The 26315-nt window shown below is 61.9% G+C and carries 28 protein-coding genes; 16 read left to right on the top strand and 12 right to left on the bottom strand.

The window, feature by feature from the left end; translation table 11 throughout:
• The first annotated feature begins 23 nt into the window (after positions 1-23).
• Positions 24-704, top strand: coding sequence for a hypothetical protein (locus I6E52_RS03155; protein WP_197124170.1), 681 nt, complete (start codon positions 24-26; stop codon positions 702-704).
• Here the strand turns inward: I6E52_RS03155 and I6E52_RS03150 are convergent.
• Together I6E52_RS03150 and I6E52_RS03145 are read right to left on the bottom strand one after the other, a co-directional pair.
• The gene (locus tag I6E52_RS03150) at positions 701-1525 is read right to left on the bottom strand and encodes a DUF2510 domain-containing protein (RefSeq protein ID WP_197154815.1); all 825 of its coding nucleotides are present in this window, start codon (positions 1523-1525) and stop codon (positions 701-703) included. The two genes, I6E52_RS03155 and I6E52_RS03150, sit on opposite strands and share 4 nt — an antisense overlap.
• 38 nt (positions 1526-1563) lie before the next feature.
• On the bottom strand, positions 1564-3237 hold the full coding sequence (locus I6E52_RS03145; protein ID WP_197154814.1) for an FAD-binding dehydrogenase: 1674 nt from the start codon (positions 3235-3237) through the stop codon (positions 1564-1566).
• 241 nt (positions 3238-3478) lie between these two features.
• On the opposite strand from I6E52_RS03145, the gene pdhA reads away from it, so the two are divergent.
• The 5 genes from pdhA to I6E52_RS03120 are packed head-to-tail and all read left to right on the top strand — an operon-like array spanning position 3479 to position 8466.
• Positions 3479-4597, top strand: a complete 1119-nt coding sequence (gene pdhA / locus I6E52_RS03140) for a pyruvate dehydrogenase (acetyl-transferring) E1 component subunit alpha (RefSeq protein ID WP_197154813.1) — start codon at positions 3479-3481, stop codon at positions 4595-4597.
• The gene (locus I6E52_RS03135) at positions 4594-5595 is read left to right on the top strand and encodes an alpha-ketoacid dehydrogenase subunit beta (RefSeq protein ID WP_197105974.1); all 1002 of its coding nucleotides are present in this window, start codon (positions 4594-4596) and stop codon (positions 5593-5595) included. The genes pdhA and I6E52_RS03135 overlap by 4 nt, the downstream gene beginning before the upstream one ends.
• Positions 5595-7079 carry a dihydrolipoamide acetyltransferase family protein gene (locus I6E52_RS03130; protein ID WP_197154811.1) on the top strand — a complete coding sequence of 495 codons (1485 nt, stop codon included), beginning with the start codon at positions 5595-5597 and terminating at the stop codon, positions 7077-7079. Before I6E52_RS03135 ends, I6E52_RS03130 begins: the two co-directional genes overlap by 1 nt.
• Positions 7080-7114: 35 nt before the next feature.
• Positions 7115-7687: a signal peptidase II gene (locus tag I6E52_RS03125; protein ID WP_231601749.1), complete on the top strand. Its 573-nt coding sequence runs from the start codon at positions 7115-7117 to the stop codon at positions 7685-7687.
• Positions 7684-8466, top strand: a complete 783-nt coding sequence (locus I6E52_RS03120; protein ID WP_197154810.1) for a hypothetical protein — start codon at positions 7684-7686, stop codon at positions 8464-8466. The genes I6E52_RS03125 and I6E52_RS03120 overlap by 4 nt, the downstream gene beginning before the upstream one ends.
• Positions 8467-8476: 10 nt before the next feature.
• On the opposite strand, the gene I6E52_RS03115 is transcribed toward I6E52_RS03120, so the two are convergent.
• The 5 genes from I6E52_RS03115 to I6E52_RS03095 all read right to left on the bottom strand — a co-directional run bounded on the left by I6E52_RS03115 (position 8477) and on the right by I6E52_RS03095 (position 13027).
• Positions 8477-9421 carry a cation diffusion facilitator family transporter gene (locus I6E52_RS03115; RefSeq protein WP_197154809.1) on the bottom strand — a complete coding sequence of 315 codons (945 nt, stop codon included), beginning with the start codon at positions 9419-9421 and terminating at the stop codon, positions 8477-8479.
• 2 nt (positions 9422-9423) lie between these two features.
• Positions 9424-10542: a bifunctional glycosyltransferase family 2/GtrA family protein gene (locus I6E52_RS03110; RefSeq protein ID WP_197154808.1), complete on the bottom strand. Its 1119-nt coding sequence runs from the start codon at positions 10540-10542 to the stop codon at positions 9424-9426.
• Positions 10539-11498, bottom strand: coding sequence for a phosphodiester glycosidase family protein (locus tag I6E52_RS03105; protein WP_197154807.1), 960 nt, complete (start codon positions 11496-11498; stop codon positions 10539-10541). The genes I6E52_RS03110 and I6E52_RS03105 overlap by 4 nt, the downstream gene beginning before the upstream one ends.
• A gap of 152 nt (positions 11499-11650) precedes the next feature.
• A complete protein-coding gene (locus I6E52_RS03100; RefSeq protein WP_197154806.1) occupies positions 11651-12247 on the bottom strand; it encodes a hypothetical protein in 597 nt (198 codons plus the stop codon).
• Positions 12248-12451: 204 nt separating this feature from the next.
• On the bottom strand, positions 12452-13027 hold the full coding sequence (locus tag I6E52_RS03095; RefSeq protein WP_197154805.1) for a TetR/AcrR family transcriptional regulator: 576 nt from the start codon (positions 13025-13027) through the stop codon (positions 12452-12454).
• A 99-nt stretch (positions 13028-13126) separates the two neighbouring features.
• Here I6E52_RS03095 and I6E52_RS03090 point away from each other — a divergent pair, with 99 nt between their 5' ends.
• The 7 genes from I6E52_RS03090 (at position 13127) to I6E52_RS03060 (ending at position 20748) form a co-directional block, all read left to right on the top strand.
• Positions 13127-14728: a carboxyl transferase domain-containing protein gene (locus I6E52_RS03090; protein ID WP_197154804.1), complete on the top strand. Its 1602-nt coding sequence runs from the start codon at positions 13127-13129 to the stop codon at positions 14726-14728.
• Between the two features lie 5 nt (positions 14729-14733).
• Positions 14734-16767, top strand: coding sequence for a biotin carboxylase N-terminal domain-containing protein (locus tag I6E52_RS03085; protein WP_231601748.1), 2034 nt, complete (start codon positions 14734-14736; stop codon positions 16765-16767).
• Positions 16764-17951 carry an acyl-CoA dehydrogenase family protein gene (locus tag I6E52_RS03080; RefSeq protein ID WP_197154803.1) on the top strand — a complete coding sequence of 396 codons (1188 nt, stop codon included), beginning with the start codon at positions 16764-16766 and terminating at the stop codon, positions 17949-17951. The genes I6E52_RS03085 and I6E52_RS03080 overlap by 4 nt, the downstream gene beginning before the upstream one ends.
• Complete coding sequence (locus I6E52_RS03075) at positions 17948-18427, top strand: MaoC family dehydratase (protein WP_100388689.1); 480 nt, start codon at positions 17948-17950, stop codon at positions 18425-18427. Before I6E52_RS03080 ends, I6E52_RS03075 begins: the two co-directional genes overlap by 4 nt.
• Positions 18424-19239, top strand: coding sequence for a CoA ester lyase (locus I6E52_RS03070; protein ID WP_197154802.1), 816 nt, complete (start codon positions 18424-18426; stop codon positions 19237-19239). The genes I6E52_RS03075 and I6E52_RS03070 overlap by 4 nt, the downstream gene beginning before the upstream one ends.
• A gap of 683 nt (positions 19240-19922) precedes the next feature.
• Positions 19923-20321, top strand: a complete 399-nt coding sequence (locus I6E52_RS03065) for a helix-turn-helix domain-containing protein (protein ID WP_197154801.1) — start codon at positions 19923-19925, stop codon at positions 20319-20321.
• A complete protein-coding gene (locus tag I6E52_RS03060; RefSeq protein WP_197154800.1) occupies positions 20314-20748 on the top strand; it encodes a hypothetical protein in 435 nt (144 codons plus the stop codon). The genes I6E52_RS03065 and I6E52_RS03060 overlap by 8 nt, the downstream gene beginning before the upstream one ends.
• 144 nt (positions 20749-20892) lie before the next feature.
• Here the strand turns inward: I6E52_RS03060 and I6E52_RS03055 are convergent, their stop codons facing one another.
• Together I6E52_RS03055 and I6E52_RS03050 are read right to left on the bottom strand one after the other, a co-directional pair.
• Positions 20893-22248: an NAD(P)/FAD-dependent oxidoreductase gene (locus tag I6E52_RS03055; RefSeq protein ID WP_197154798.1), complete on the bottom strand. Its 1356-nt coding sequence runs from the start codon at positions 22246-22248 to the stop codon at positions 20893-20895.
• Positions 22241-22543 carry a thioredoxin family protein gene (locus tag I6E52_RS03050; protein ID WP_197154797.1) on the bottom strand — a complete coding sequence of 101 codons (303 nt, stop codon included), beginning with the start codon at positions 22541-22543 and terminating at the stop codon, positions 22241-22243. Before I6E52_RS03050 ends, I6E52_RS03055 begins: the two co-directional genes overlap by 8 nt.
• A gap of 54 nt (positions 22544-22597) precedes the next feature.
• On the opposite strand from I6E52_RS03050, the gene I6E52_RS03045 reads away from it, so the two are divergent.
• The 3 genes from I6E52_RS03045 (at position 22598) to I6E52_RS03035 (ending at position 23878) form a co-directional block, all read left to right on the top strand.
• Entirely contained in the window at positions 22598-23002 is a 405-nt protein-coding gene (locus I6E52_RS03045; RefSeq protein WP_197154796.1) for a heavy metal-responsive transcriptional regulator, read from the top strand.
• Between the two features lie 35 nt (positions 23003-23037).
• Positions 23038-23205 (top strand): hypothetical protein, encoded by a 168-nt coding sequence (locus I6E52_RS03040; protein ID WP_197154795.1) that lies wholly within the window; start codon positions 23038-23040, stop codon positions 23203-23205.
• A 124-nt stretch (positions 23206-23329) separates the two neighbouring features.
• Positions 23330-23878 carry a GNAT family N-acetyltransferase gene (locus tag I6E52_RS03035; RefSeq protein WP_197154794.1) on the top strand — a complete coding sequence of 183 codons (549 nt, stop codon included), beginning with the start codon at positions 23330-23332 and terminating at the stop codon, positions 23876-23878.
• A gap of 261 nt (positions 23879-24139) precedes the next feature.
• On the opposite strand, the gene I6E52_RS03030 is transcribed toward I6E52_RS03035, so the two are convergent.
• The 3 genes from I6E52_RS03030 to I6E52_RS03020 all read right to left on the bottom strand — a co-directional run bounded on the left by I6E52_RS03030 (position 24140) and on the right by I6E52_RS03020 (position 26268).
• Complete coding sequence (locus I6E52_RS03030; protein ID WP_197154793.1) at positions 24140-24718, bottom strand: hypothetical protein; 579 nt, start codon at positions 24716-24718, stop codon at positions 24140-24142.
• A 60-nt stretch (positions 24719-24778) separates the two neighbouring features.
• Positions 24779-25150, bottom strand: coding sequence for a globin (locus I6E52_RS03025; RefSeq protein ID WP_197156910.1), 372 nt, complete (start codon positions 25148-25150; stop codon positions 24779-24781).
• 128 nt (positions 25151-25278) lie between these two features.
• Positions 25279-26268: a mechanosensitive ion channel family protein gene (locus I6E52_RS03020; protein WP_197154791.1), complete on the bottom strand. Its 990-nt coding sequence runs from the start codon at positions 26266-26268 to the stop codon at positions 25279-25281.
• Positions 26269-26315 lie beyond the last annotated feature (47 nt).

The following is a 26315-nucleotide window of genomic DNA, read 5'->3' as shown; positions in this document are numbered from 1 at the left end:
TCATGCCTGTAGTTTAGAGGCCTATGACTGGATCGTTTACTTTGGTGGATTCCCTCGCGCTGGGAGATCTACAGGTTTTCTTGGGCCGAGCTGCCCGAGTCGATGAGGGCTCTGTGCGACTCATCGGTGGCGCCGGCGTTCTCGCCGTCTATGTTTCTGTTCTTCACCCCGCCGGGCTCCTCGACCAGAGCCCCACCGTGCTTGGACTGCGCACCTTTGCTTTGTCATCGACGGATGATTTCGATGCCGTCGTTCCGGTTCGCTCCCTGCTTGGCCGCATTGAGAGCGCCGTCGAGGCTTCAGCCGCTAGCTTTTCTGAGCCGGTTGCCGTCAACTTGCCCATGAGCGTCAACACCGTCACGTGGGCCGCAATTTCGCCACCGCGCGGGGGATGGGTCGCGATTGATTCTGTTCCGAGTGCTGTGCTTGAAGAAGCAGCGCGGGCAGGGATCGAAGAAGTCGCCGCCGCTATTCCCACCGGAACCGGCGAAGCGATCGTGCACAAAGTGCGCACCGAAGTATGGGGGCGTCCGCTGGACGAACCCGACTACGTGCCCGCCGGTGCAGGGTTCGCCGCCGTTAGCTTGGGTTTTCTCGCCGACGATGAGGCGGCATCCGTCTTTGAATCTGGAGCGTGGACGCGACTATCGACCAAGCGCGGTCACATTCTTGTGAAGCGCCGCGCCTGGTCGGTGGCGCGCTAGAGGGTTTCTACTGCTCGGCTAAACAACATGCCCATGAACACGACCGTTGTCGCAAACATGATGGCCATGACGCCGAACGCTGCCCACATCGGCGCGAGTCCTTGACCGGTGCGCTTCTTGACCACAACACAACGGCCGATGACGTAGATCAGCCAACCGAGGAAGATGAACGCCCAGTGGAAGGGGCGGTCAATGCCTCGATTATCGAGTTCGCGTCGGTCAAAAATCGCCAAGGGAATGTTGACCAAGAACAACAGCCAACCGGAGATCATCATCCAGAGATAGCCGGGGTCAACGAGCAAGCGCAGCTGGGCGTCGGTCGGAGTGTCTGTCGGGCGCGGGACAAGGGCGTCGAGGTCTATGGCGAAAAGGCCGGGCAGTGAAATCAGCGGCAAGAGCACGAATACCCAAATTTGCCAGGTGTTCGTCGCGGTATCGCTGACGTCGCTTGGCGCAGCATAGGTGTAGTTGGCAGCCGGGTTCATGACTGCTGGGGCCCCAACCGTTGCTGCTGGCGTCGTTGTCGCTGCCGGCGTCGTTGCGGCAGGAGAAACGGGCGTAATCGGAGGCGCTGAATTAGTCGCTGCTGGTGGCGTTGCTGCTGATGGCGTCGCGGCAGGGGCAGCGGTAGGGGCAGTGCCAGATTGCGCAGCGGCTGTAGCCGCTGCGGCGGCGGGAGCAGGAGTCGGCAACGGGGTCGCATCGGCAGGAACCGCGTTGGCGGCAGCCCAGGCGGTTCCGCTCCACCAACGGGGTGCGGCTCCGCCGGCGGGATCGCGATACCAGCCGGCGGGAGGAAGTGGAGTCGATGCGTCGTTCACCCTGTGATTCTAACGGCGCAGAGGGGCAAATCTGACACTTACTCGTTGGCGACACTCCGTCCTGCAACGCTTCGCCCGGCGGCGCGTCCGCTGAAGAGGCAGCCGCCGAGAAACGTGCCCTCGAGCGCGCGATAGCCGTGCATCCCTCCGCCTCCGAAACCACTAGCTTCTCCGGCCGCCCAAAGCCCGCTGATCGGTGTTCCATCGGCTCCAAGCGCGCGGGCCGAGAGATCAGTCTGGATGCCGCCCAAACTTTTGCGGGTAAGAATATTCAGCTTGACCGCAATGAGCGGTCCCGCTTTCGGATCGAGGATGCGGTGGGGCTTGGCCACCCGAATCAACTTGTCTCCGCGGTAGTGGCGAGCTTGGCGAATCGCATTGATTTGGGAATCTTTGGAGAACTGGTTGGTGAGTTCGCGGTCGCGCGCCTCGATCTCGCGGCGCACGTGAGGCAGGTCGATGGCGACCTCCGGGGTCAGGTTCTGCATGCCCGTGAGGAGTTCGTCGAGGGTGTCGGCGACGATGAAATCCGCACCGTGCTTCTTGAAGGCTTCGACCGGGGCGGCAGCGCCTGTGCCGAGTCGTTGCTTGAGCAGTTCGCGCACACTTTTGCCGGTGAGGTCAGGGTTTTGCTCGCTGCCGGAGAGGGCAAATTCTTTTTCGATGATGGCCTGTGTGAGCACAAACCAGGAGTGCTCGTAGCCGGTCGAAAGAATGTGTTCGAGGGTGCCGAGAGTGTCGAAGCCGGGGAACAGGGGTGTCGGCAGGCGGTGGCCGGTGGCATCGAGCCACACGCTCGACGGGCCGGGCAAGATGCGGATGCCGTGCTTCGGCCACACCGGATCCCAGTTCTGGATGCCCTCGACGTAGTGCCACATGCGGTCGCCGTTGATGAGGCGAGCACCGGCTTGTTCGGTGATGCCGAGCATCCTGCCGTCGACGTGAGCAGGTACACCGCTGAGCAGGTTCTTGGGCGCAGCGCCCATGCGCTTCGGCCACTGGGCGCGCACGAGCTCGTGGTTGCCGCCGATTCCGCCCGAGGTCACGATCGTGGCGGGAGCACGGAGTTCGAAGTCGCCGATGATGTTTCGATTGCTTTCGGCGCCGCGCTGCGCGTTATCCGCTGCCAACGTTGCCCCGCGAACCCCGACCACGGCACCGTTCTCAACGATGAGGTCATCGACGCGGCGACGAAAATGGAAGCTCGCGAGCCCATCGGCAACGCCCTGGCGCACCGCGGCAACGAACGGCTCCACGACAGCAGGCCCCGTGCCCCAGGTCACGTGAAAACGGGGAACCGAGTTGCCGTGCCCAAGCGCCGTATAGCCCCCGCGTTCGGCCCAGCCGACCACGGGGAAGAAACCAACACCTCGTTCGCGCAGCCATTCCCTCTTCTCGCCGGCTGCGAACTGGAGGTAGGCCTCCGCCCACCGACGCGGCCATTCATCTTCGGCGCGGTCGAAACCAGCGGTGCCGAACCAATCTTGGCGGGCCAGCTCAAGCGAATCTTTGATGCCCATGCGGCGCTGTTCGGGGGAGTCAATGAGAAAAAGGCCGCCGAAAGACCACCACGCTTGGCCACCGAGACTCGCTTCGGGCTCCTGCTCAACAATCGCGACGCGCTTGCCGGCGTCAATCAGCTCGGCGGCAGCGACGAGGCCAGACAGGCCAGCTCCAACAACGATGGCATCCAACTCGCGCGACTGCGGCATCCGTGACTCCTTCGACACTCGGTGCCGCCGACATTGGCGACCCCTGCGCTGACAGTATGCCGGTCATCCTCACAATCTGACGCAACTTTGGCGTGGAACCTTGTGCCCCGACCACGGGGTAGGTACCGTCAGATTAACTCCGAGCGACGAGGCTCGGGTCAACCTGTGATTTACCAATCGCGGTTGTGAGGATCGCTAGGGCGCAGCACATCAGCAGGCGCGCTGGCGGATCGGAGAAACGATGAGTACCACCGTGCCCGTGAAAGCCCCGATGTCTGGAGCGAAGAAGCAAACTCCTGAGTTTGTGCAACTTCTTGACCCAGACGGAAAACGGTTAAGCGACGAACTCTACGACCCCTGGGTGTCAGACGTCACCGGTGATCAGCTCGCGAGTCTCTATGAAGACCTCATCGTCGTGCGCCGTATCGATACGGAAGCAACCGCTCTGCAACGTCAGGGCGAACTTGGCCTCTGGCCACCACTCCTCGGGCAAGAAGCTGCTCAAGTCGGCTCTGCCCGCACTCTGCGCCCCGACGACTTTGTCTTCTCCAGCTACCGCGAGAACGCTGTCGCGTACTGCCGCGGGGTGAAGCTGTCCGACCTTCTTCGCGTCTGGCGCGGCACGGCATCCTCCGGCTGGGATCCCTTTGAGGTCGGCATGGCTACGCCCGCTGTCATCATCGGCGCTCAGACGCTGCATGCCACCGGGTATGCCGTTGGCTGTAAGTTCGACGGCGTTGACAGCGTCTCGGTCGCTTACTTTGGCGACGGCGCTACGAGCGAGGGGGATGTCAGCGAAGCGATGGTGTTCGCTGCCTCCTTCAATGCTCCCGTGATTTTCTTCTGCCAAAACAACCAGTGGGCTATCTCTGAGCCCGTGGGGCTTCAAGCCCAGCGGCCGATTGCCGACCGGGCTCCGGGGTTCGGGATTCCGAGCATCCGCGTCGATGGCAACGACGTGTTGGCCGTGATGGCGGCAACCCGCAGTGCCCTTGACCGGGCGCGCAATGGCGGCGGACCCACGTTTATTGAAGCCGTGACGTATCGTCGCGGGCCGCACACGACCTCCGATGATCCGAGTCGCTACGTCGACCCGGTTGTTGCCAAGGAATGGGAAGCACGGGATCCGATCGCGCGCGTGGAAGCCTTTTTGCGCAGCGAAGGGGTGCTGACCGACGAATTGGCGGCATCCATTCAGGGCCGAGCAGATGCAGTGGCGGCCGAATTCCGCGCCGGATGCTTGGCGCTCGAGAACCCCGAACCGCTCAGCGTGTTCGACAACGTCTATGCGACCGAGCACTCGGGGCTGGCGCGTCAAAAGAGCCAGTACAAGGCTTACCTTGAGGGGTTTGAAAAATGACGGAACTAACTCTTGCGAAAGCTCTCGGCTCTGGGTTGCGGCGTGCCCTCAGTGACGACGACAAAGTTGTCTTGCTTGGTGAAGACATCGGCACCCTCGGTGGCGTTTTTCGCGTGACCGACGGGCTGCAGCGCGACTTCGGCAAAGACCGCGTGATCGACACCCCGCTCGCTGAAGCCGGCATCATCGGTATGGCGGTGGGCCTCGCGTTCCGTGGCTACCGGCCGGTCTGCGAGATCCAGTTCGACGGCTTCATCTATCCGGGCTTCGACCAGATCGTTGCCCAGGTGGCCAAGCTGCATTACCGCACAGCGGGCAAGGTGCGGATGCCGCTGACGATCCGTGTTCCGTATGGCGGAGGTATCGGCGCTGTCGAGCACCACTCTGAGTCACCGGAGGCGTACTTCGCCCACACCGCTGGACTGCGCGTCGTCACCTGTTCGACGCCGCAGGACGCCCACAGCATGTTGCGCGAAGCAATCGCGAGCGATGACCCGGTGCTCTTCTTTGAGCCGAAGCGTCGTTACTGGACCAAGGGCGAGGTCGACGAAGACGCCACCGCTCTGCCCATGGGCAAAGCGCGCGTCGTGACCGAAGGAACCGACGTCACGCTCGTGACCTACGGCCCCCTCGTCGCTACGGCTCTGGATGCCGCAGTCGCCGCCGCCGATGACGGCGTTTCTATCGAGGTGGTTGATCTTCGCTCGCTCTCCCCGGTCGACTTTGACACTGTTGAGGCGAGCGTGCGCAAGACCGGGCGGCTCGTGATTACCCACGAAGCCTCGGAGTCTGGCGGGCTCGGTGCCGAGATCGCCGCGACGCTCACGGATCGCTGTTTCTACTACTTGGAGGCAGCGCCGGTGCGCATCACAGGCTTCGATGTGCCGTACCCGGCCGCAAAGTTGGAGGACCACTTCTTGCCTGACCTTGACCGCATCCTTGACGGTGTTGACCGTGCGCTGGGTCGCGTGAATTCACTCACCGGTTGGAGCGCGTAATGGCTGTCAAAGAGTTCGCTCTGCCCGATTTGGGTGAGGGCTTGACCGAGTCTGAGATTGTTGAATGGCATGTTGCTGTCGGCGACCTCGTGACGCTCAACCAGCCCATCGCAGAGGTCGAAACGGCGAAAGCCATCGTGTCGTTGCCGTCGCCCGTCGCGGGGATTATCTCGGCGCTGCACGCTGAGCCCGGCTCCACCGTGCAGGTCGGCACCCGCATTGTCACGTTCGAATTGGATGGTGGCCCTGGCGCCGATGGTGCTCCGGTAGCTGATCGTGCGTCAGCGGATGCTGGTACTGACGCCGGGGACGCAAACGCCAATGCTGGGGGAGCGAAAGCTGGCGACGGTGGCGCTACGCCCGCTGCTGAGGCTGCCCCGGAACGTAATGCGGTGCTCGTCGGCTACGGTCCTGCAGTGGAGAGCGGCAAGCGCCCCACGCGCAAGCCTCGTTCAGCAGCAGCAACGACTCCCTCTGCTGCTCGGGCAGCGAATCTGGCAGCGACTTCAGCGGCGGACGCAGAAGCTGTCGCCGAAGCCGCCCCAGAGACCGCCCCTGAGCCTGCAGTGACGCCCACAAACGCCCGCACCAAGACGACTCCACCGGTGCGCAAGCTCGCGGCCGATCGCGGCGTCGACCTGGCGCAACTAACCGGCACGGGGCCTGACGGCATCATCACGCGTGATGACGTGCTGAGTGCGGCAGAGCAATCGTCCGCCCCAGCGGCGACCAGCGAGGAGAGTGCGGCAGGAGCATCCGCACCGCAGGCGGGGAGAGCCTTCGCGGGCCCACGTCCGCGCGAGACCCGCACCCCGATCAAGTCGGTGCGCAAGGCAACCGCGGCCGCGATGGTGGCGAGTGCGTTCACGGCGCCCCATGTAACCGAGTTCTTGACGATCGATGTGACGCGCACGGTGGAGCTGGTAGCGAAGCTGAAGGCGAAGGGCACCGCAGCATCCGTTCTCTCCGTCGTTGCGAAGGCGCTGTGCATCGGTGTGGCGCGTCATCCGTCGCTCAATTCGCGGTGGGATGTCGAGGCGAACGAGATTGTTGAGTTCGGGTACATCAACTTGGGTATCGCGGTCGCGACGCCCCGGGGCCTGATGGTTCCGAACCTCAAAGATGCCGATGCCATGAGCCTCGCCGAGCTCACTGACGCGATTGGCGACTTGGCGCGCAATGCGCGAGCGAGCAAAGCAACTCCGGCATCGCTCAATGGTGGAACTATTTCGATCACCAACGTGGGCGTCTTCGGCATCGACGCGGGCACCCCCATCCTGAACCCGGGAGAAGCCGCGATTCTGGCGATGGGTGCTGTTCGCAGAATGCCGTGGGAGCACCACGGCGACATCGCCCTCCGCGACGTCATGACGTTGAGTTTGTCGTTCGATCATCGCCTTGTTGACGGCGAGCAAGGCGCCCGTTTCTTGACCGATGTTGGTTCGATTCTGAACGACCCCGGCACCGTTTTGACGATGGTGTGAAAGCAGCGGTGGCCGCAACAGGTAAGAATGGTCTTATGACCGAGAATCTCGACCCTGCTGCGGCCACCACTTCTTCACGCGCTCCGCGTCGTTTGTTGGTTGGTGTTTTCGCGCTCGCCGCTTTTGTGATCGCGGCAGACCAGCTCAGCAAGTGGTGGGCTGAAACCAATCTCGGTGGCGGCATCAACATCCCCATCATTGGTGATCTGTTGTCGTTCCAGCTCGTCTACAACCCCGGCGCTGCTTTCTCGCTTGCCGAGGAATACACCTGGGTGCTCACGATTATTGCGGCGCTCGCCGTGGTTGCCATCACTTGGTATGCGTGGACAGTTCAGTCCCGCGCCTGGGCCATCGCGCTCGGCATGCTCCTCGGCGGTGCCATCACCCACCTCGGTGACCGCCTGTTCCGTGACCCCGGTTTTGCGCGCGGTCACGTCGTCGACTTCATCAACTACAACGGCTACTTCATTGGCAACATCGCCGACATTGCCCTTGTGGGCGGCGCGATCATGATCGTCATCATCTCCCTCATGGGAATCGCCGCTAAGCCCGAACCCGTCGCGAGCAGCGACGCGGATGCTCCGGCGGAAGCAACGACCACCGAATGACCGATCTCAGCCTGCGCATGCCCAACACGCGTCTGCGGGCAGTGCTCAACCTCGGAACGCAGCGCTCACCGGCGCTCGACCTCCCGCCTGCGCTGAAAGCTCCCGAGCTCTTCGGCGATTGGGATGACGAAGCTCAGGTGAGCGATCTCTACGTCGAGTATGCCGATGGGCAACTGCATTTTGAGACAACGAGCGCGGGCAGCAATCACCATTTCCACACTCCGGCTGGTGAGCATCGCGGCTCGAGCCCGTGGTCGGCTAACGACACCCGCGTGCTCCTGCAGTGGGCAACGCAGCTGGCCAGCGCCTTTCACGCTCTGCTGCCGAAGCTGCTCGACGACATCACCCAGGCTACGGCGTGGCACGATGCCGGGCTCGATCTCTACATTTGCGAGGTCGAAGAGCCAGTGCAGCTCGATCTGCTCGAGATCGAGGTCGAGGGAGAGCTCTTGACCCTCCCGTGGCTCGGTGCCGGCACCGTGACTCACGACCACATCGAGGGCGAGAATCATCCGATTGCGCTGCTCTGGGGCGCAGGGGAGTCAGAGCCCGACCAACCGATTGCTCAAGCGTGGACTGATCCGCGCACGGGCGAGCCGCGCTCTAAAGCCGTGCCTGGTATTGACTGGAACGTCATCGGGCTCGCTGCCGAAGAGGTCTTGCCGTGGCTTGAGGGCATTTACCTCAACCACCATGTGATTCCGGATGCCGCGGGCACGCTCTTGAACGCAGTCTTGCGGCGCTTGGGCGGCCTGTCTTCAGACCGCGCCTCGTCGTAGCGCTTCTTTGCTAGTCGAAGCTGATCGACGGCTCGTCGCTGACAGACAACGTCAGCACGGCCTTCTTGATCAGATCATTACCTTCGATTGAGCGTTCGAGCTCACGCAGCTGACGTGCGACCTCTTCTTCGCGGTGGTTGCCCTCAAGGTCGATGGCGGCCACGACGAACAGTTGTGACGGGCCTACGAATTCGAGGTGCAGGTAGGTGACGCGACTGATTTCGGGATGCTCGGCAAGAGCCCGCCCCGCTACTGCGCGAGCAGCATCACCCGGCGTTTGACCGACGAGGAACCGGCGATTGCGGTTGATGAGAACGATCGCAACCACACCGAGAAGGAGGCCGATTGCTAGCGAACCAACGGCATCCCACACTGAATTGCCCGTGAGCTGGTGCAGCAGGATGCCGAAGAAGGCGATGGTGAGGCCGATCAGGGCGGCAGCATCTTCGGCCAGCACCGCACGAAGGGTGGTGTTGGAACTGTTGAGCGCATATTCGAGGGTGCGGCGGCCGAAGCGCGCGGCTCCCTTTTTGGCTTGGACCATTGACTGCACGAAGGACACGCCTTCGAGCACGGCAGCGATCGCGAGCACGAGGTAGGCGATTGCGAAGTCACTGGCGGGTTCTGGGTCGATGAGCTCGGAGATTCCGTGCTGCACCGAGACCACAGCGCCCGCGGTGAACAAACCAACGGCCGCGAAGAGTGACCAGACGTAGGTCTCACGCCCGAATCCCAGCGGATGGCTCGCGTCGGCTGGCTTCACCGCTCGCCGTTCGGCAATGAGGAGAAAGATCTCATTGCCGGCGTCGGCCCACGAGTGTGCGGATTCGGCGAGCATCGAGGCCGAGCCTGTAATCAACGCTGCGATCGATTTTGCAATTGCTACGAGTAGGTTGGCAACGAAAGCGACCACGACCGTGCGCACTTGTGCTGTTTTCTTAGGGGCGTCACTCATAGTTACACGCTAGTACCGTGGCTCCTAGCCGCGGTACGCAGGGCTGGTCGATCTGCACCGAGCGCTGCGTCAGTCTCCGACTGCACCGGCATTTCTGGTGCCGCCCCGGACTTGAAAACGAAGCGTCGCTGCACCTGGAAACTGATGATGTAGAGCGTGACGTCGGAGAAGACCTTGGCGATGACGAGCGGAACACCCCAGTCGACGAGCACCGAGAGCCACACGTAGCTGGAGGCGACGAGCGCGAGCGCGAGAATGACGTAGCGCAGGGCATCCCGGGCCACATGGTCACGATTGCTGGAGTTGAACACCAAGTGGCGGTTGATGAGGAAGTTCACGGAGGCGCTCACGAGCCGGGCGCCGACGACAGACACGAGCAGCGACTGCGTGAGGGCAAAGAGGATGAAGAGGCCGATCGCGTCGATCAGGAAGGCCGCCAGCGATGAGGAGATATAGCGCAGCAGTGGCGCAAACACTTTCACCGAATCAACGATCGGGCGAAAGTGCGAGGAGGCATTGTGCTGCAAGTAGACCGTCTCAATCTCGATTTCTTCGATGCGGATGCCGGCCGAACGCGTTGCCAGCAACGCGTTCAGTTCGTACTCAAACCGTTCGCCCTTCACTCCGAGCAACCAGTCGAGCATTGTGGCGGGATAGCCGCGCAGCCCGGTTTGAGTATCGCGCACGGCAACACCGGTCGCGAATTTGAAGGCGGCGCGCGAGACGGCGTTGCCGAAGCGGCTGCGGGTCGGAACATCTCCCGCAAAGGCGCGACCGCCGAGAACCATGGCGCCCTCGGACGCCTGCAGTTGGGCCACCACGCGCAGGATGTCTCCCACTTTGTGCTGTCCGTCGCTGTCTGCGCAAACAACGGCCTCACCGGGGTGATTTTTGCGGATGGAGCGGAAGCCGAATTTGAGGGCGTGCCCTTTGCCGTGGTTGTCGTTGTAGCCGATCACGTCGGCGCCAACGCGCTGCGCGGCAGCGAACAGGTCGGCGTAGGCCGGGCCGCTGCCGTCATCCACGATGACGACGCGGAGCAGCGGGGCAGTCGCGCGCAGATCGCACACGAGCTGCACGAGGCGGTCATCCGGTTCGAAAGAGGGGATGAGGATGATCATGATGCGGCTCCCACGTAGAGGATGTCTGAGGTTTCGCGTTCTCCGCCATTGGACGGTTGGTTGATGACGGTGCCGTTGAAGTACATGGTCGAGGAGCCGCCACCGTCGAGGTTGTAGGCGGTGGTAGCGCCGAGGTCTTGCATGATGACGGCGAGGTCGGGCAGGGTCACGCCGGCGCTGTAGCCGGGGTCGCGACCGTCGACGACAACGAAGACGAGATGGTTGTCGTCGATCACGCCGACCGCAGTGCGGGGCTGTTCGCCTTGGATGGAGTGATTGCCGAAGTTGGTGTCGATCTCGACGTTTTCAATACCGGCAACGACGTCGCCGTCTTCGACGATTGCGGGCCCGAAGGAGAGCGTGTTCCAGACGCCGTCGGCGATCAGCTCGTCGGCAGAGGTTGTGGTTTCGTCATAGACCTCGACGCTGCCGTCGAGGTAGAACGCGAGTCCATCGCGGGCCGGTTCGTCGCGGTAGGTGACACCGTTGCGGATGACGATGCCAGTGTCTCGAAAGCCGTAGTAGTCGCCGTTGATGGCGAAGATCGCATCGTGCTCAGCCGCGATGGACGAGGTGAGATCGATGATGTTCTCGCCGAAGCTATTCTGAGCAAATGCCGACCGCAGGGCAGTGGCATCCGTCAGTTCGACATCCGCGACGTAGTAGGTGACGGTGTCGGCACCGCTGCCAGAGACGACCGTGGAGATTGTGACGTTGGCGTCGTCGGAGGTATAGCTGGTGTCGGTAAGAACGGGCTCGGTCGTCGCTGCGGCCGTCGGCTCGGCACTCGTCGTGGTGGTGCTGTTGTCGGCTTCGTACTGCGCGACGTCAGAAATCTCGACGTGTTCGATGACAAATCGATCGAGAGCCCACGCAGCGGTGCTGCCCAGACCGAGCACGAGCACCAGCACGGAGCCGATGACGATGTGCCGTTTTCGCAGAGGTTTCTTATGCATGGTCTAAGGAATACGGGGAGATGCTATCCCGGCCTCATGAAATAGCTGAGAGCTTGCAAGGAGCCGCCAGAGAGTCTGCTTTGAAGACAAAGAAGGGCCTGCGACCGATCAGTCGCAGGCCCTTCGTCCTCGGGGGAGGTGCTGGGTGGTGGTTAGTCGTCGGTAGGTGCTTCTTCGACGGCCTCGGTGTCCTCATCACGGTTGGGTCGGTCTGCGACGTCGCCGCGATCGCCGTGGCCTGCGCGGGCGCCCGGGGTGCCTTCGCCGTCGCCGTCACCGCCGCCGACGCGTTCGTCGCCCGCAGCTTCCCTGGCAGCTTCGCGGTCGGCTCGAATGTCGGCCAGCGCGGTGGTTACCGCGTCTTCGTCAACGTTGAGTTCGGCAGCGAGAGCCGTCACGAACGCGGCCTGGCGCGCATCCTTGGCGGCCATCTTTTCATCGGCGGTCGCGTCTTTATCGAGCGTTGTTTCGGATGGTTCGGTTGCGTCCCGCACAGCAGTCACGGCATCAGAGACTTCAGTTTCGGTGAGTCCGAGTGCGGTCGCGAGAGTTGCAGCATCAATGTGGGCACCGCCCTGGCCGTGACCGCGAGCAGCACGGTCGCCGGTGGCGGAAGTGCCCGATTCAGAGGCGCTTGAGCTGGAGGTGGCGGTCGTGAGAGTCTCGGCCTGAGCGGGCAGGGCCACTGCGAGTCCGACGCACGAGGCCAAAACTACTCCGGCCGCTCCTGCAATCAGTGTCTTCTTCATGGTTGATCCTTTTCGTCATTTCCGGAATCTCCGGTGTACGAAACCAACACTGCGGGCCGGGTCTATCAAGGCACTGTGCTGGCACTGCACGCCCCGTGGGGAAGTGCTGATGTAACCCAATGAGGCGGCTATGTGCGGCGCTGAGGGTGGGCGCGGGATGCCGGCGGCTGGCGGCGAGCGAGCGGTTAGGCGCCGAGCGCGCGGTTACGCGTCGAGCGCGGCCAACGCCATCCGCTCGAGCACGGCACTGGTGGCACCGGCACGCCCGCTGTGGGGAGTGGAGTTGATGAGCCCGAAGGTGGCGTGGGCACGGGTGCGTAGCTCGGTGGTCGCGGCATCCGGATGCAACTGAGAGAGCACGCCAACCCACAACTCGACGTAGCTGCGCTGCAGGGCGCGCACCTCGTGTTGGTCGCTGGCGGTCAGGCTGTCGAGGTCGCGATCTTGAACGCGGATGACGTCGGCATTGCCGAGCGCAAACTCCACATGAAACTGAACGAGGCTTTCGAGCGCGGCTCGCGGTGTGCTCGCGTGCTCGATCACGGTCTGTGCTCCGCGGCACAGGTTGGAGCTGGCATCGACCAGTATCGCGGCGAGCACGTCTTGTTTGCCATCGAAGTGGCGGTACACAGCGGGGCCGCTGATGCCGGCGGCCGCGCCGAGTTCTTCGAGCGAGACCCGGGTGAAGCCGCGCTCGGCGAAAAGGCTGGCGGCGGCGTCGAGGAGGGCCTCGCGTCGGTCGGCCTTCGCTTGGCTGCGCGGAGTTGGCGTCTCGTTCATATTCTGAGTCTAGACAGTTCGGTTAATGCTCGCTAACCTAAATTCAGTTAGTAATGACTAACCCAAGTGGCCACAAGCTGCGATGAACGAAGGTGTTCGATGGAGAAGATTTCCTCGGCCGCTCAACCGTCTCACCCGACGTTTGCGGCTAACGAAGAGTCAATGCGCGGCCTTGTCGAGCAATTGCGCGAACGACTCGCGATGACGGCTCTCGGTGGCTCGGAGAAGTCTCGCGAACGCCATGTCTCCCGCGGCAAGCTTCTGCCTCGCGACCGCGTCGATGAACTGCTCGATGAGGGCAGCCCTTTCATCGAGATCGCCCCGCTCGCCGCGAATGGAATCTACGACGACCAGGCTCCCGGCGCTGGCGTGATTGCCGGTATCGGCCTCATCCACTCCCGTCCTGTGCTCGTGATCTCGAACGACGCGACGGTGAAGGGCGGCACCTACTTTCCCCTCACAGTGAAGAAGCATTTGCGGGCGCAAGAGATTGCTCTCGAGAACAAGTTGCCCTGCGTCTACCTCGTCGACTCGGGCGGTGCCTTTCTCCCGATGCAGGACGAAGTCTTTCCCGACCGCGACCACTTTGGGCGCATCTTCTACAACCAGGCTCGCCTCTCGGCGGCCGGCATCCCACAGATCGCTTCGGTCATGGGCTCGTGCACCGCGGGTGGCGCTTACGTTCCGGCGATGAGCGACGAGACGATCATCGTGCGTAATCAGGGAACGATCTTCTTGGGCGGTCCGCCGCTCGTGAAGGCCGCCATCGGCGAGATCGTCACGGCCGAAGAGCTCGGCGGGGGAGACGTGCACGCGCGCACCTCTGGCGTCACCGACCACCTTGCCGACGACGACCGCCACGCGCTCGAAATTGTGCGGAACATCATCAAGACCATTCCCAAGCCTGCCGCTCCTGCGTGGGATGTCGTTGCCTCGCGGCCTCCCGCCGTGAACCCCGACGAGCTCTACGGGGTCGTGCCCACCGACGTGCAAAGCCCCTACGAAGTGCGCGAAGTGATCGCGCGGCTCGTCGACGGCAGCGAGTTCCACGAGTTCAAGAAGGAATACGGCACGACGCTCATCACGGGGTTCGCGACGCTGCACGGGCATCCGATCGGCATCGTTGCTAACGCCGGGGTGCTGTTCAGCGAATCGGCGCTCAAGGGCGCTCACTTCATCGAACTGTGCGATCAGCGCGGCATCCCGCTGCTGTTCCTGCAGAACATCTCTGGCTTCATGGTCGGCAAGGAATATGAAGCCGGTGGCATCGCCAAAAACGGCGCCAAGATGGTGACCGCGGTCGCGACAACGCGCGTTCCCAAGTTCACGGTCGTGATCGGCGGCTCGTTCGGTGCCGGCAACTACTCGATGTGTGGTCGCTCGTATTCGCCACGCTTCTTGTGGATGTGGCCCAACGCCCGTATCTCAGTCATGGGCGGCCCGCAGGCTGCTGCCGTGCTCTCCACGGTGCGCCGCGATCAGCTCGGCGAAGACGCCTTCACCGACGACGACAAGGTCGCGTTCGAGAAGCCCATCCGCGAACAATACGAACGCCAGGGCAGCCCCTACTATTCGACAGCCCGCCTCTGGGATGACGGAATCATTGACCCCAAAGACACCAGAGACGTGCTCGGCATGGCCCTCGATATCGCCGCGGCCACCCCGCTGCCTGAGCCGGGCTTCGGCCTCTTCCGGATGTGATTGCCATGTTCTCTGCCGTTCTGGTCGCCAATCGTGGCGAAATTTCCTGTCGCATCACGCGCACCCTGCACTCGATGGGCATCCGTTCGATCGCGGTCTACACCGAGCACGATCGTGACGCGAAGCACGTGCAAGTCGCGGATGCCGCGGTGCTGATTGACAGCTACCTCTCGGTCGAATCGATCGTTGCCGCCGCCCATGCCGTAGACGGCATGCATGCTGATGCGGTGCACCCGGGCTACGGCTTCCTCTCCGAAAACGCGTCCTTGGCGGAGGCCTGCGCCGCTGCCGGAATCACCTTTATCGGCCCGGGCGTCGAAGCGCTCGAGATCATGGGCGACAAGATCGCGTCGAAGAAGCACGTGACCGAACGCGGTGTTGCCGTGATCCCCGGAATCGCTGAGCCGGGCATGACGAACGACGATCTGGTGGCTGCTGCCGCCGAGGTCGGGTTCCCGCTGCTGATCAAGCCGTCGGCTGGTGGCGGTGGCAAGGGCATGACGATCGTGCGTGAGCCCGATGCTGTCGCGGGTGCGCTCGACTCTGCTCGTCGTGTGGCCAGTGCCGCGTTCGGCGATGACACGCTCTTCCTCGAGCGCCTCGTCGAGAAGCCCCGCCACATTGAGGTGCAGGTTCTGGCCGATAGCCACGGCACGATCATCCACTTGGGGGAGCGCGAATGTTCGCTGCAGCGTCGCCACCAGAAGATCATCGAAGAAGCGCCATCGCCGTTGCTCGATGAGGCAACACGGCAGCGTATCGGTGAAGCCGCCTGCGAGGTCGCGCGCAGCGTGAGCTACGTCGGGGCCGGAACAGTCGAGTTTCTCGTCTCCGACAACGCGCCCGACGAGTTCTTCTTCATGGAGATGAACACGCGACTGCAAGTGGAGCACCCCGTCACCGAAATGGTTACCGGCATCGACCTCGTGGAGTGGCAAGTGCGCATTGCTGCCGGCGAGAAGCTCACGGTGGAGACGCCCACGCTCACCGGTCACTCGGTCGAGGCGCGCATTTACTCCGAAGATCCCGCCAACGACTTTTTGCCCTCCGCCGGTCAGATCGTGCACCTGCACGAGGCCGCCGACGGCAGTGCGGCCAGCGCCGGCACAAGCAGCGCCAGCACGACCGGCACAGCCGCCACCAGCGTGCGCGTCGACAGCTCCCTCATCCAGGGCGGCACAGTCTCGGCCAACTACGACCCGATGCTCGCGAAGGTCATCGCTCACGGCGCCACCCGCGCCGAAGCCCTCCACGCCCTCGACCGCGCCCTCGCCGACACGGTAATCCTGGGCGTCACGACCAACATCGAATTCCTCCGAGCACTGCTCGCCCGCGACGACGTCCGCGCCGGCGAACTAGACACCGGCCTCATCGAACGAGCTCTTGCCGAGATCGAGTTCACCGCCCCCACCCCGGCGGTGCTCGCAGCGGCGGCTCTGAGCATCCATTCCGAACGCTGGATGCCGGGCTCACCCTGGCAGCAGCCCAGCGGTTGGCGTGTGGGCCAGCATCGCCCGGCCCGCTACCGTCTCGCGGGTGCGGGACAGGTGCACGAGGTTTTGGTTGCCGGCCCGCCCAGCGCAGCGGAGGTCACGATCGACGGCACGACCACCCCGGCGCGCTTGACGAGCACCGGTGTCGAGTGGGGTGCGCAGAGCATCCGTCTCGCCCTAGAAACGGTCGACGCCACGGTGTGGATTGGGCAGGAGGGCACTTCCTGGGCTCTCACTGCGCAGTCTCGCGCCGAGTCACTCGCGGCTCACCGCGCGACGCTCGCGAGAGTCGCCGGTGTGGTCGATCCCGAGTTGCGTTCGCCCATGCCCGGCACCGTTGTCGCAGTTGCGATGGCGAACGGAGACTCCGTGACTGCCGGTCAGACGGTGCTCACGATCGAAGCCATGAAGATGGAACACCCCGTTGTCGCAACCCTCGATGGGGTTGTCGACATCAGTTTGAAGCCTGGCGATCTGGTCACACGCGATCAGATCGTTGCCCGAATCGAATCGCCACAAGCGAGCACTGAAGGAGAAACCTCATGAGTCACGACGCTACCCGCGGCGAAATCACCCACCTCGGCCTCACCGATGAGCAGCTGAAGTTGAGCGCTGACGTGCGCGATTTCGCCGACAAGGTTGTTGCTCCGGCAGCGTATGAGTACGACACGAAGCGTGAACTGCCCTACGGCATCATCGCGCAAATGGGTGAAATGGGTCTCTTCGGTTTGCCGTTCCCCAAGGAGTACGGCGGGCAGGGCAAAGACTACGTTTCGCTGTGTCTCGCGATTGAGCAACTTGCTCGCGTCGACCAGTCGATCGCGGTGACGCTCGAGGCCGGCATCGGTCTTGGCGCGATGCCGATCTTCAAGCACGGTAGCGAAGAGCAGAAGCAGCAGTGGGTTCCGATGCTCGCGCGCGGTGAAGCTCTCGCTGGTTTCGGTCTGACTGAAGCGGATGCCGGCTCCGATGCTGCGGGAACCAAGACCACTGCCGAGCTCATCGATGGCGAATGGGTCATCAATGGCACGAAGCAGTTCATCACTAACTCGGGCAGTGAGATCACGAAGGTTGTGACGGTCACGGCGGTCACGGGTCGTCGAGAGAATGGTCGCCCAGAGTTGAGCGCCATCCTCGTTCCGAACGGCACGCCGGGCTTCACGGTGCACCCGCCCTACGACAAGGTCGGCTGGCACACCTCTGACACGCACCCGCTGTCGTTCGACAACGTGCGGGTTCCCGAGGAGAACCTGATGGGGGAGCGCGGTCGTGGCTTCGCTAACTTCATCGAGGCTCTGGATGAGGGCCGCGTCGCGTTCTCGGCACTCTGCACCGGCGCGGCGCAGGGCTGCCTGGAGGAGTCGATCCGTTACGCCAACGAGCGTCACGTCTTCGGTCGTTCGATTGGTTCGAACCAGCACATTGCGTTCAAGATTGCGCGGATGCAGGCCCGAGTTCACTCGGCACGCTTGGCAACCTACGACGCAGCCCGCAAACTGGTTGCCGGAGTTCCTTTCAAGATGGAGGCGAGCTTGGCGAAAATGATCAGCAGCGAGGCGGCCATGGATAACGCTCGGGATGCCACCCAAATCTTTGGTGGCTATGGCTTCATGAACGAGAACCCTGTCGCCCGCCACTACCGTGACTCGAAGGTGCTGGAGCTCGGTGAGGGCACCACTGAGGTGCAGATGATGGTCATTGCTCGTGAGCTGGGGTTCGCAACCCTATGACCGGCAAACGTATTCAGCAGCGCGGTCTCTGGTTCGACGAGTTCGAGGAGGGCGCGGTCTATTTGCACGCGCCCGGCCGCACCGTCACCGAGGCTGACAATGTGCTCTTCACGACGATGACGATGAACACGCAGTCGCTGCATTTGGATGCCGCGTGGTCTGAGCAGCAGCCGTTCGGGCAGCGCTTGGTGAACTCGATGTTCACACTCTCGACGATGGTGGGGGCATCCGTAGCTCAACTGACTCAGGGCACGATTGTGGCGAATCTGGGCTTCACGGAGGTCAACTTTCCACATCCGCTGTATCACGGCGACACGATGTATTCCGAGTCTGAGGTGCTGGAGAAGCGGCTGTCGAAGTCGCGCCCCGGCCAGGGAATCATTTCGTTGCGTCACACGGCCAAGAATCAGGATGGTGTTGTGGTGGCTGTCGCGACCCGTTCGGTGATGGTCTGGACTGAGGAGGGCGCACCGTGATTTTCACTCTCGGGCCGTCAATTTTGTTCGTTCCGGGGGATCGCCCCGACCGTTATGCGAAGGCGCTGGAGCGCGCGGATGCCATCATCATTGACCTTGAGGATGCCGTAGCCAGCGTCGATAAGGCTGCGGCGCGCGCTGCACTGATCGCAAACCCGATGGATCCGGCCCGCACGATTGTGCGCCTGAATCCGGCCGGCACCGAGGATCACGACAGTGACCTCGAGGCGTTGGAACAGACGGAATACCGCACGGTAATGCTCTCGAAGTCGGAGTCGGTTGCTGATTTCGATGCGCTCACTGACCTCGACGTGATCGCGCTGTGCGAGACGGCGCGGGGTGTGCTGGCGGCCACCAGTTTGGCGGCGCTGGATTGCGTGGTTGCCCTCATGTGGGGTGCCGAAGACTTGGTGGCGTCGCTCGGTGGTTCGTCGTCGCGCGAAGATTCCGGCCCGTACCGTGGTGTCGCGTTGCATGCGCGGTCGTCGGTGTTGCTCGCGGCCGGTGCCTATTCGAAGGCTGTGATTGATGCGGTGCATCTCGACATCGCAGACCTGGATGGTCTCGGTGCTGAGGCTCGGGATGCCGCTGCGCTCGGGTTCACGGCTACGGCCTGCATTCATCCCTCTCAAGTGGCCATCGTGCGCGAAAGTTATGCGCCCACGGTCGAGCAAATCGCGTCAGCACGGGCACTTCTCGCCGCAGCGGAATCGCAGCCCGGCGTCTTCAGCTTCGAGGGCCGCATGGTGGATGGGCCCATCCTGCGGCACGCGGAGTGCGTGGTAGCGCGGGCGGGGTTGCGCGAGGGTTAGGTGCCGTTCTCGCCGTGGCCTGAATCCGAACCATTGAGTGACGCCGAGATTTCGCAGCGCAACATTCCGCGTGTGGCGTTGCATTTTCGTTCAATATAGAGCCCTCGTGGTGTCAGTCGTAGACGATAGAGTCCTAGTGTGCCCAGATTTGACGAATCCTCCCGATGCAGCGCTGGCAGTCACGTCAGTTTTCGCTGGTACGGATATCCAACGTGCACGGTTGGCGGCGACCTAGAAGCTGCTACAGAGGCTTTTTTTACCGCGCTCGACGCGCCGGATCGAGTTTGGAGTCCTCACAGCAAGGCGATGGCAAAGATGGAGTTCCAGCGCCGTATACAGAAGGCGGAGCTTGGCAAACTCAGGCCAGTAGCTGACGTAAAACCTGTCGACGTGGAAAATCCGCCTCCACTGTACGAGATTCGATGGCAGAGCATCCCGGTGACCACTCGTACGGGCGGTCTTCTAAGCCATCGCAGCACTATCGTACGTCTCTATCATTCAGAGCCCATTTCGCACCCTGCCCACTTCATAGGGCACCATATTCATGAAAAAGACTTAGCGGTGGATCACATTTATCGCGCACAGGACGAAGAAATCAGAATGTCTAAGCGATACTTTGATGCTGGAGCCCCCAGTTCGTGGGGGATTGCTACTTAGGTCGAAAGCAATATAGAGTTTGATCTATGACAACGGATGCGGCACGCCTCGAAACGCTCGCTGGCCAGCTGATCGATGAGCATGACAACCTTCTTTCGTCGCTTATCGAACAGCGTAAAAAGCACAACCTCACCCAAGCGGAAATCGCCGAACGTATGGGGGTTAGTCAACCAACCATCGCGGCCTTCGAGCACTATGACGCGAATCCAACTTTGGCTACCGTGCGACGCTACGCTCTCGCAGTTGGCGCGAACATCGAACACTCTGTTGTAGATGCGTGTTGTTCAATCGACGAGTCATTTGAAGCGATCGTAACCTCGCTATCGGGTCCTTGGCCTCTGCAGCGTGATGATGTGTCGGCGCCGCGTACTTCTTGGGTTACCGAGGGAACCGTTCGTCGCGTTTCTGTCCACGGCAATGGCTGAGCTGTCACTTGAAGATTTCGTCGGACGCTGCTCGCTGACATCGATCTCACAACTGGAACTGAGCGGCACACGTTCACTTGATGCGAAGGCCTCGTCCGACGCCGATCCGGTAGATCCGGCCTATGGGCTGGACATAGATTTGCGAGACGCGGACGACGGGTTCCGTATTCGTCTGACTACACGAGTGGAAGCCCCTCAGGGCGCCATCGTTTCCCAAGTGGGTGCAGAATATGCTGTTGACGCGCTGAGCATTCGTTCTGTCTCTCGAGTAATTCTTGTCGAGTTCGTAAATAATGTAGCTCTCATGCACATCCTGCCCTACACGCGTCAATCAATTTCTGACATTTCAATGCGGGTATTTGGCGCACCGTTGCTGATGCCGATTATTCAACGAGGCGAGCTCTCGTTCTCGGGCGTGAACGAATAGGGATAAGCGCGCTGTCCATTTGGGCTGATTTTCACAGCGTTAGCCCGATTTAGGTATTCAGGGCTCGGTCGGCCGCTCCAGGAAGCCCGTCAGACGCTAGATGACACCCTCAAGGTCGGGTTACATCGAGGCAACCTCCCCACGTCAGACCATCGACCCCAGGTCTGACCCAGTCGACGGGTACGCGGCAGTCGTCGACTTGATTTGGCGCGTGGTGAGGCCGTTCTTCATGGCGAGAGCGATCGTGTTGGCGAGTTCGGCGTAGTCGTGGCCGAGGAGGTGGGCGCCGATAATGCGGTCGGTGCTCTTGTCGACCAGAATCTTTGTCGCACCGGTCGTTTCACCAATACGGTAGTTGGAGAACCATCCGCTCGTGTCGGCGAAGCGCACGTCAACGTCGAGTCCGCTCTCCTTGGCCTCGTGCTCGAGCATGCCGACTCTGACGAGCTCCGGAATGGTGAACACCGCAGTGGGAATAGCGCTGTAATCCGGCGTCGCCGAATTCGGCTTCAGCATGTTGGATGCCGCGATCTTCGCTTCGAACACCGCCACCGGTGTCAGCGGCATCCCTGGGGTGTCTGCAGCATCGCCAGCCGCATACACGTCAGGATTCGTGGTGCTCTGCAGGTGCTCCGAAACTTGGATGCCGCGAAGGCCGAACGCGACATTGGCCGCTTCGAGATTCAGGCGACCGAGGTCTGCGGTGCGGCCCGCACCGTGCACGACGAGGTCAACATCCATCGTGGATTCTGTGCCGCCCTGTTGGGTCGTGACCCGGAATCCTTGGGCGAGCTTCTCGACGCTCGCAATGGTCGTTTCGCGCTGCACCGCAACGCCAGCGCTTTCGCCTCGCTTGAGCAAGAGTTCGACGAGGTCGGGGTCGAAACCCTTCAGCGGAATGCGGCCGCGGTCGATCACTACCGGGGTGCTTCCCGCGCGGGCAGCGATGTGCGCAAACTCGAAGGACACGAAGCCGCCGCCAATGAACGCAATCCGTCGCGGAAGCTCGGGGAGGTTGAGAAAGCCGGTGCTGTCGATGAGGTGTTCGTGGCCGGGAAAGTCCAGCTCGCGGGGCACCGCACCGGTGGCGATCAAGAACTTGTTCGCCTGAAACTTCGTGCCGTCGATCTCGATGTGGTTGGTGTCGATGAACGTCGCGATCCCGTGCAGGGTGTCAACGCCGGCCGCCTTGAGCCCCTTCTCCATGCTCTCGGGAACCGGATCGGTGAACCCGTGCTTGTGCTGCATGAGGTCAGCCCAGTTGACGCTGAGGTCATCCGCATTGATTCCTTTGCCAGCGAAGAGGCGGGCAGAATCGACGATCTCTGCAGCGCGCCGAAGGATCTTCTTGGGGTCGCATCCACGAAGCGCGCACGTGCCGCCATAGGGGAGTGCATCCACGATTCCGACGCGCCACCCGCGTGACGCCGTCTTCTTTGCGGCGGCAATGCCGGCCATTCCGGCGCCGATGACGAGCAGGTCATAGTTGTTGTCAGTCATTGCTGTTCAGCTTCTCTCTCAGCTGGTCAACGGTGGGTGCGCCGGCAAAGCCAGCCTGGGTGATGTAGCGGCGGCATGCAAGCCCGACCGGGGCATCCGGCTGGGCAAAGGGATCCACCCCATCGAAGAGGATGCTCGGTGACCCGCGGAACCCCACACGCTCAGCTTCTTCGACCGTGTCGACCAGGTGTCGCGACACGGTGATCTGCGGGAACTCTTGGACGAGTTCGTTGATGTGTTGATCGGCAACCTTCCAGTTGGGGCAGCCCTCGAAGTATTGCAGCGTGATTTCCATACCTTCACCGTAAACCTTGAAGTGCACTTGAAGGTCAAGCGTTAGTCTTGCCCAATGCTTATTGGAGAAGTCGCCGATCGCCTGGATGTTCCGCGTCACACGATCCGTTTTTACGAAAAGCAAGGGCTTCTGCCCGAGCCTCAGCGGCAAGGCAACGGGTATCGTGACTACGATCCCGCCGTTGTCGACCGAGTCACGTTCATCCGCAACAGCCAAGCCGCGGGGCTCACGCTGTCGGAAATCATGAGCATTCTGTCGCTGCGGGATGCCGGCGAAGCGCCCTGCACCCACGTCTCGAGCTTGCTCGAACACAAACTAGAAGGCGTGCAGGAGCGCCTGAAAGACCTGGCGGCGCTCGAAGCGGAGCTGAAGCAACTCATTCACGAGGCACAAGCTCTCGACCCGGCCAACTGCAACGAGGCTGAGATCTGCACGATCATCCCGGCCACCCAGCGCTAGTGGAGTTTCTCTTACTTTCCCCGTAGGGTGGGCGAATGATTGGTCAACTCGGAATCGTGGGAATCGTCTTCAACGTCGTTTTCTTTGCCGCCGTAATCGCCCTCGTTGTGTTGGCTATCTGGGCTCTCATCCTGTCGATCAAGGCGCTGCAGAAGTACCTAGGGCAGTCGAACGCGACGGGCTCGGTCGATCAGAATTCGTAGATCTCGGTGAGCTGATCTGACATCGGGTTTCGCGTAGTCGTCGTTCCGCACCAGCTTCTCGAACGTGTCGCGACCGCCGACGAGTTTCCGCATCGAATATCGAGCGTCGTGATCTAATCGCTCTATGACAGGACGCCCACTCGAACTCCCGACGCTGCGGAGCGAGCGGTTGGCGCTGCGCGAATGGCGCAACTCCGATATCGCAACGGTTCAAGAAGCATCCGGCGATTCGCAGATTCCGCTCATCACAACCGTCCCGTCAACCGACGGCGAAGCCGAGGCGTTGGCTTTCGTCGCCCGGCAACATGATCGTTTGAGAACCGGTGCTGGCTATGCCTTCGCGATAGCCGATGGCACCGATCGTGCCGTCGGTCACATCGGGATGTTTTTCGTAGCGGGAGCAGGTGCGCGCGCCAGCATCGGGTACTGGGTCGTGCCCTCCGAGCGACGCAAAGGCTACGCCGCAGAGGCGCTCCGTGTGCTCACGGCGTGGGCGGTGCACCACGCTGATCTCGACCGGCTCGAGCTATACGTCGAGCCGTGGAACGAAGGGTCATGGCGAGCAGCAGAGAGCGCTGGCTATGAACGTGAGGGTCTCCTTCGTGGTTGGGAACGGATAGAAGGAAAGCCGCGCGACATGTTTATGTATGGGCAACTAACCAAAGGGGCGTAAAGCCTCACCGACTTTGAGTTAGAGATTCTCTCACCTATGCTTGTATTACCGAACGTCGTCGCGTGTCATCGCACAAAACGACACATTAAATAGAGCATCACGCTCACCGCCGTTGGGGCAGGAGCAGTCGGCACAAGAGGCCTGCGACGACCAGCAGAGCTCGTTTTTGCTGGTTGCGCCGCCGGACCCGAACAGGCGCCGGCCGCAAATGCCCCAACGGCGAACCCCTGCCAGCGCGCCGCTGCAGGCAGCCCGAGGGTGCTATGGGCCTACAGCAAGACCCATTTCGAGAGCGTCGGTGCAGACCGCTGACTCCACGTTGGCGTAGCAGACGGATTCAAGATCGATGAGTTGCGGAATGTACCCCTGCATCATCCCCATAACTTCAGGGTGGAGTTCAAGGGCCGACATCCACTCGCTGACTGTCTCGCAATGATCGAGAGTCGCGATAATCAGAGGGTCGGCTTTCGTGACGTCAGTCTCGGCGGCAGCAACCTTCGCTGAGTCGGTGCACGTGGTGGAGGGGGTTACTCTCTCGCCAGGAACCCCAAGCCAAGGGCTGCCGGGAGCGACACTAGAGAGTTCGCTATCTGTGCGCTCAGCGCCAACGTAAGTGCACCCGATATTGATCATCTCGCCCTGCGCGGAAGGAAATTCGTCTGAGTTTTCGGCAATGAGCGCAAAGAGCGGTGTGAGTTCGGAGCACTCAGCACCTTCCGCAATCGTTGTGCGGAGATCCTCAAGTTTTTCCGCGTCCGAGACCGGTGTGGGCGATACAACGGACGAACACCCCGCTAGCAAAAGAACGCTGGCCAACACCGATACCGAAAATTTCTTCACCCGAATATCCTAGGGGCGAGGAGCACGGTGATAAGCGCTGTGTGGGGTAAAACGGAATGCCTACTCCTCAAACGTATTGACCATGGCGTGCGCGGCACGGTCGAGGTACGCCCAGATTTCGGCGTCGTAGAGCGGCGGCAATTCTAGGGTGTCGAGAGCTGCCCGCATGTGGTGTAACCAGCGGTCACGAGCATCCGGGTTCACCTTGAAGGGCATGTGGCGCATGCGCAGGCGGGGGTGTCCGCGTTCCTGGCTGTAGGTGTTCGGGCCGCCCCAGTACTGTTCCAAGAAACCCGTCAGGCGCTGGATGGCACCCTCAAGATCGGGCTGCTCTGGATACATCGGCAGCAGCACCTCATCCGTTGCAACGCCAACGTAAAACTCGCGCACGAGCTTCTCGAAGGTGTCGCGACCGCCGATGAGTTCCCACATCGAATCGGCCGGAGCATCCGGGGTCACCGCTGGCTTCGCAATCAACCGGATTTTCGGCAATTTCGCCGGCGCAGCGTCACTTTTCGGCTCGACGCCATCAGCGGGCTCGGTCACGTTCTCAGCTTCGGTCATTTCTTGGGCTTCTCCTCGGGAAAATTCACCGGTACCGGACGAGTGCGGGGCGGTCGTGCACCGCGCACACTCGCAGCACCATCAAAGCCACTCAACACGATCGAATTCAATGCGGGAAGTTTGACACCCGCCTCATCCAAATCCTTCTTCAGACGCGCCCGCAACTCGCGCGCAACATCATCCTTTGTTGCGGATGCCGTCTTCACCACCAGACGAACCACCACCGCCTCAGACGAAATAGATTCGATGCCCCAAATCTCGGGCACCTCCAAGATGCGAGTCGTCCACTTGGGAGTCTTGTAAAGATCAACCGCGGTCTTCAGGATGCGCTCCTGCACGGCATCCACATCAGAGTCATACGGCACAGCAAGATCGATAATCACGCGCGCCCACCCCTGCGACATGTTGCCCACGCGGGTGATCTCGCCGTTGCGCACAAACCACAGGGTTCCGTTCACATCGCGCACCTGGGTGGTGCGGATGTCGACCGACTCCACGACACCCACCGCCGGCCCGAGGTCAACAATGTCGCCAACGCCCAACTGATCCTCGGCCACCATAAAGAGACCGTTCAGCACGTCCTTGACCACGTTTTGGGCGCCGAAACCGAGCCCGGCACCGGTTGCAGCCGTGATGAGTGCGAAGGCGCCCGTGGCATCCGGAGCAAGAATGTTGAACAACAGCAGCAGCACGATGATCACGATGACCACCGTGACAATGCTCGAGAGCACCCCGCCGAGAGTGCGGGTGCGCTGCACGACGCGCACGGCGGCGAGGGGAGAGGTCATCAACACTTGAGTGTCGTGAATGTTCTCTTTGTGCTTCACACCGTTCACTACGCGGTCGACGACACGCTTGATGATGAAGAGGAGAACGAGGCGCACAAACCACGCCACCACGATGATGACGACAGCCTCAACGAGCGGCCATGCGGCCAAAAAGGCGACAATGCTGTTGCGCAAGCCGCCCAGAGTGAAATCTTCCATGCTCGGAGCCTAGCGAGTGACTTCTGTGTAGTCACCGCTAGGCCCCA

Source organism: Salinibacterium sp. NG253 (assembly GCF_015864945.1).
Classification (GTDB): domain Bacteria; phylum Actinomycetota; class Actinomycetes; order Actinomycetales; family Microbacteriaceae; genus Rhodoglobus.
This window is presented reverse-complemented; position numbering and strand designations above follow the sequence as displayed.

What these genes read in the sequence shown, in the direction of transcription:
- I6E52_RS03155 (WP_197124170.1), top strand. Translation starts at nt 24, where the DNA reads ATGACTGGATCGTTTACTTTGGTGGATTCCCTCGCGCTGGGAGATCTA.
- I6E52_RS03145 (WP_197154814.1), bottom strand. Translation starts at nt 3,237, where the DNA reads ATGCCGCAGTCGCGCGAGTTGGATGCCATCGTTGTTGGAGCTGGCCTG.
- pdhA (WP_197154813.1), top strand. Translation starts at nt 3,479, where the DNA reads ATGAGTACCACCGTGCCCGTGAAAGCCCCGATGTCTGGAGCGAAGAAG.
- I6E52_RS03135 (WP_197105974.1), top strand. Translation starts at nt 4,594, where the DNA reads ATGACGGAACTAACTCTTGCGAAAGCTCTCGGCTCTGGGTTGCGGCGT.
- I6E52_RS03130 (WP_197154811.1), top strand. Translation starts at nt 5,595, where the DNA reads ATGGCTGTCAAAGAGTTCGCTCTGCCCGATTTGGGTGAGGGCTTGACC.
- I6E52_RS03125 (WP_231601749.1), top strand. Translation starts at nt 7,115, where the DNA reads ATGACCGAGAATCTCGACCCTGCTGCGGCCACCACTTCTTCACGCGCT.
- I6E52_RS03120 (WP_197154810.1), top strand. Translation starts at nt 7,684, where the DNA reads ATGACCGATCTCAGCCTGCGCATGCCCAACACGCGTCTGCGGGCAGTG.
- I6E52_RS03115 (WP_197154809.1), bottom strand. Translation starts at nt 9,421, where the DNA reads ATGAGTGACGCCCCTAAGAAAACAGCACAAGTGCGCACGGTCGTGGTC.
- I6E52_RS03110 (WP_197154808.1), bottom strand. Translation starts at nt 10,542, where the DNA reads ATGATCATCCTCATCCCCTCTTTCGAACCGGATGACCGCCTCGTGCAG.
- I6E52_RS03105 (WP_197154807.1), bottom strand. Translation starts at nt 11,498, where the DNA reads ATGCATAAGAAACCTCTGCGAAAACGGCACATCGTCATCGGCTCCGTG.
- I6E52_RS03100 (WP_197154806.1), bottom strand. Translation starts at nt 12,247, where the DNA reads ATGAAGAAGACACTGATTGCAGGAGCGGCCGGAGTAGTTTTGGCCTCG.
- I6E52_RS03095 (WP_197154805.1), bottom strand. Translation starts at nt 13,027, where the DNA reads ATGAACGAGACGCCAACTCCGCGCAGCCAAGCGAAGGCCGACCGACGC.
- I6E52_RS03090 (WP_197154804.1), top strand. Translation starts at nt 13,127, where the DNA reads ATGGAGAAGATTTCCTCGGCCGCTCAACCGTCTCACCCGACGTTTGCG.
- I6E52_RS03085 (WP_231601748.1), top strand. Translation starts at nt 14,734, where the DNA reads ATGTTCTCTGCCGTTCTGGTCGCCAATCGTGGCGAAATTTCCTGTCGC.
- I6E52_RS03080 (WP_197154803.1), top strand. Translation starts at nt 16,764, where the DNA reads ATGAGTCACGACGCTACCCGCGGCGAAATCACCCACCTCGGCCTCACC.
- I6E52_RS03075 (WP_100388689.1), top strand. Translation starts at nt 17,948, where the DNA reads ATGACCGGCAAACGTATTCAGCAGCGCGGTCTCTGGTTCGACGAGTTC.
- I6E52_RS03065 (WP_197154801.1), top strand. Translation starts at nt 19,923, where the DNA reads ATGACAACGGATGCGGCACGCCTCGAAACGCTCGCTGGCCAGCTGATC.
- I6E52_RS03060 (WP_197154800.1), top strand. Translation starts at nt 20,314, where the DNA reads ATGGCTGAGCTGTCACTTGAAGATTTCGTCGGACGCTGCTCGCTGACA.
- I6E52_RS03055 (WP_197154798.1), bottom strand. Translation starts at nt 22,248, where the DNA reads ATGACTGACAACAACTATGACCTGCTCGTCATCGGCGCCGGAATGGCC.
- I6E52_RS03050 (WP_197154797.1), bottom strand. Translation starts at nt 22,543, where the DNA reads ATGGAAATCACGCTGCAATACTTCGAGGGCTGCCCCAACTGGAAGGTT.
- I6E52_RS03045 (WP_197154796.1), top strand. Translation starts at nt 22,598, where the DNA reads ATGCTTATTGGAGAAGTCGCCGATCGCCTGGATGTTCCGCGTCACACG.
- I6E52_RS03040 (WP_197154795.1), top strand. Translation starts at nt 23,038, where the DNA reads ATGATTGGTCAACTCGGAATCGTGGGAATCGTCTTCAACGTCGTTTTC.
- I6E52_RS03035 (WP_197154794.1), top strand. Translation starts at nt 23,330, where the DNA reads ATGACAGGACGCCCACTCGAACTCCCGACGCTGCGGAGCGAGCGGTTG.
- I6E52_RS03025 (WP_197156910.1), bottom strand. Translation starts at nt 25,150, where the DNA reads ATGTGGGAACTCATCGGCGGTCGCGACACCTTCGAGAAGCTCGTGCGC.
- I6E52_RS03020 (WP_197154791.1), bottom strand. Translation starts at nt 26,268, where the DNA reads ATGGAAGATTTCACTCTGGGCGGCTTGCGCAACAGCATTGTCGCCTTT.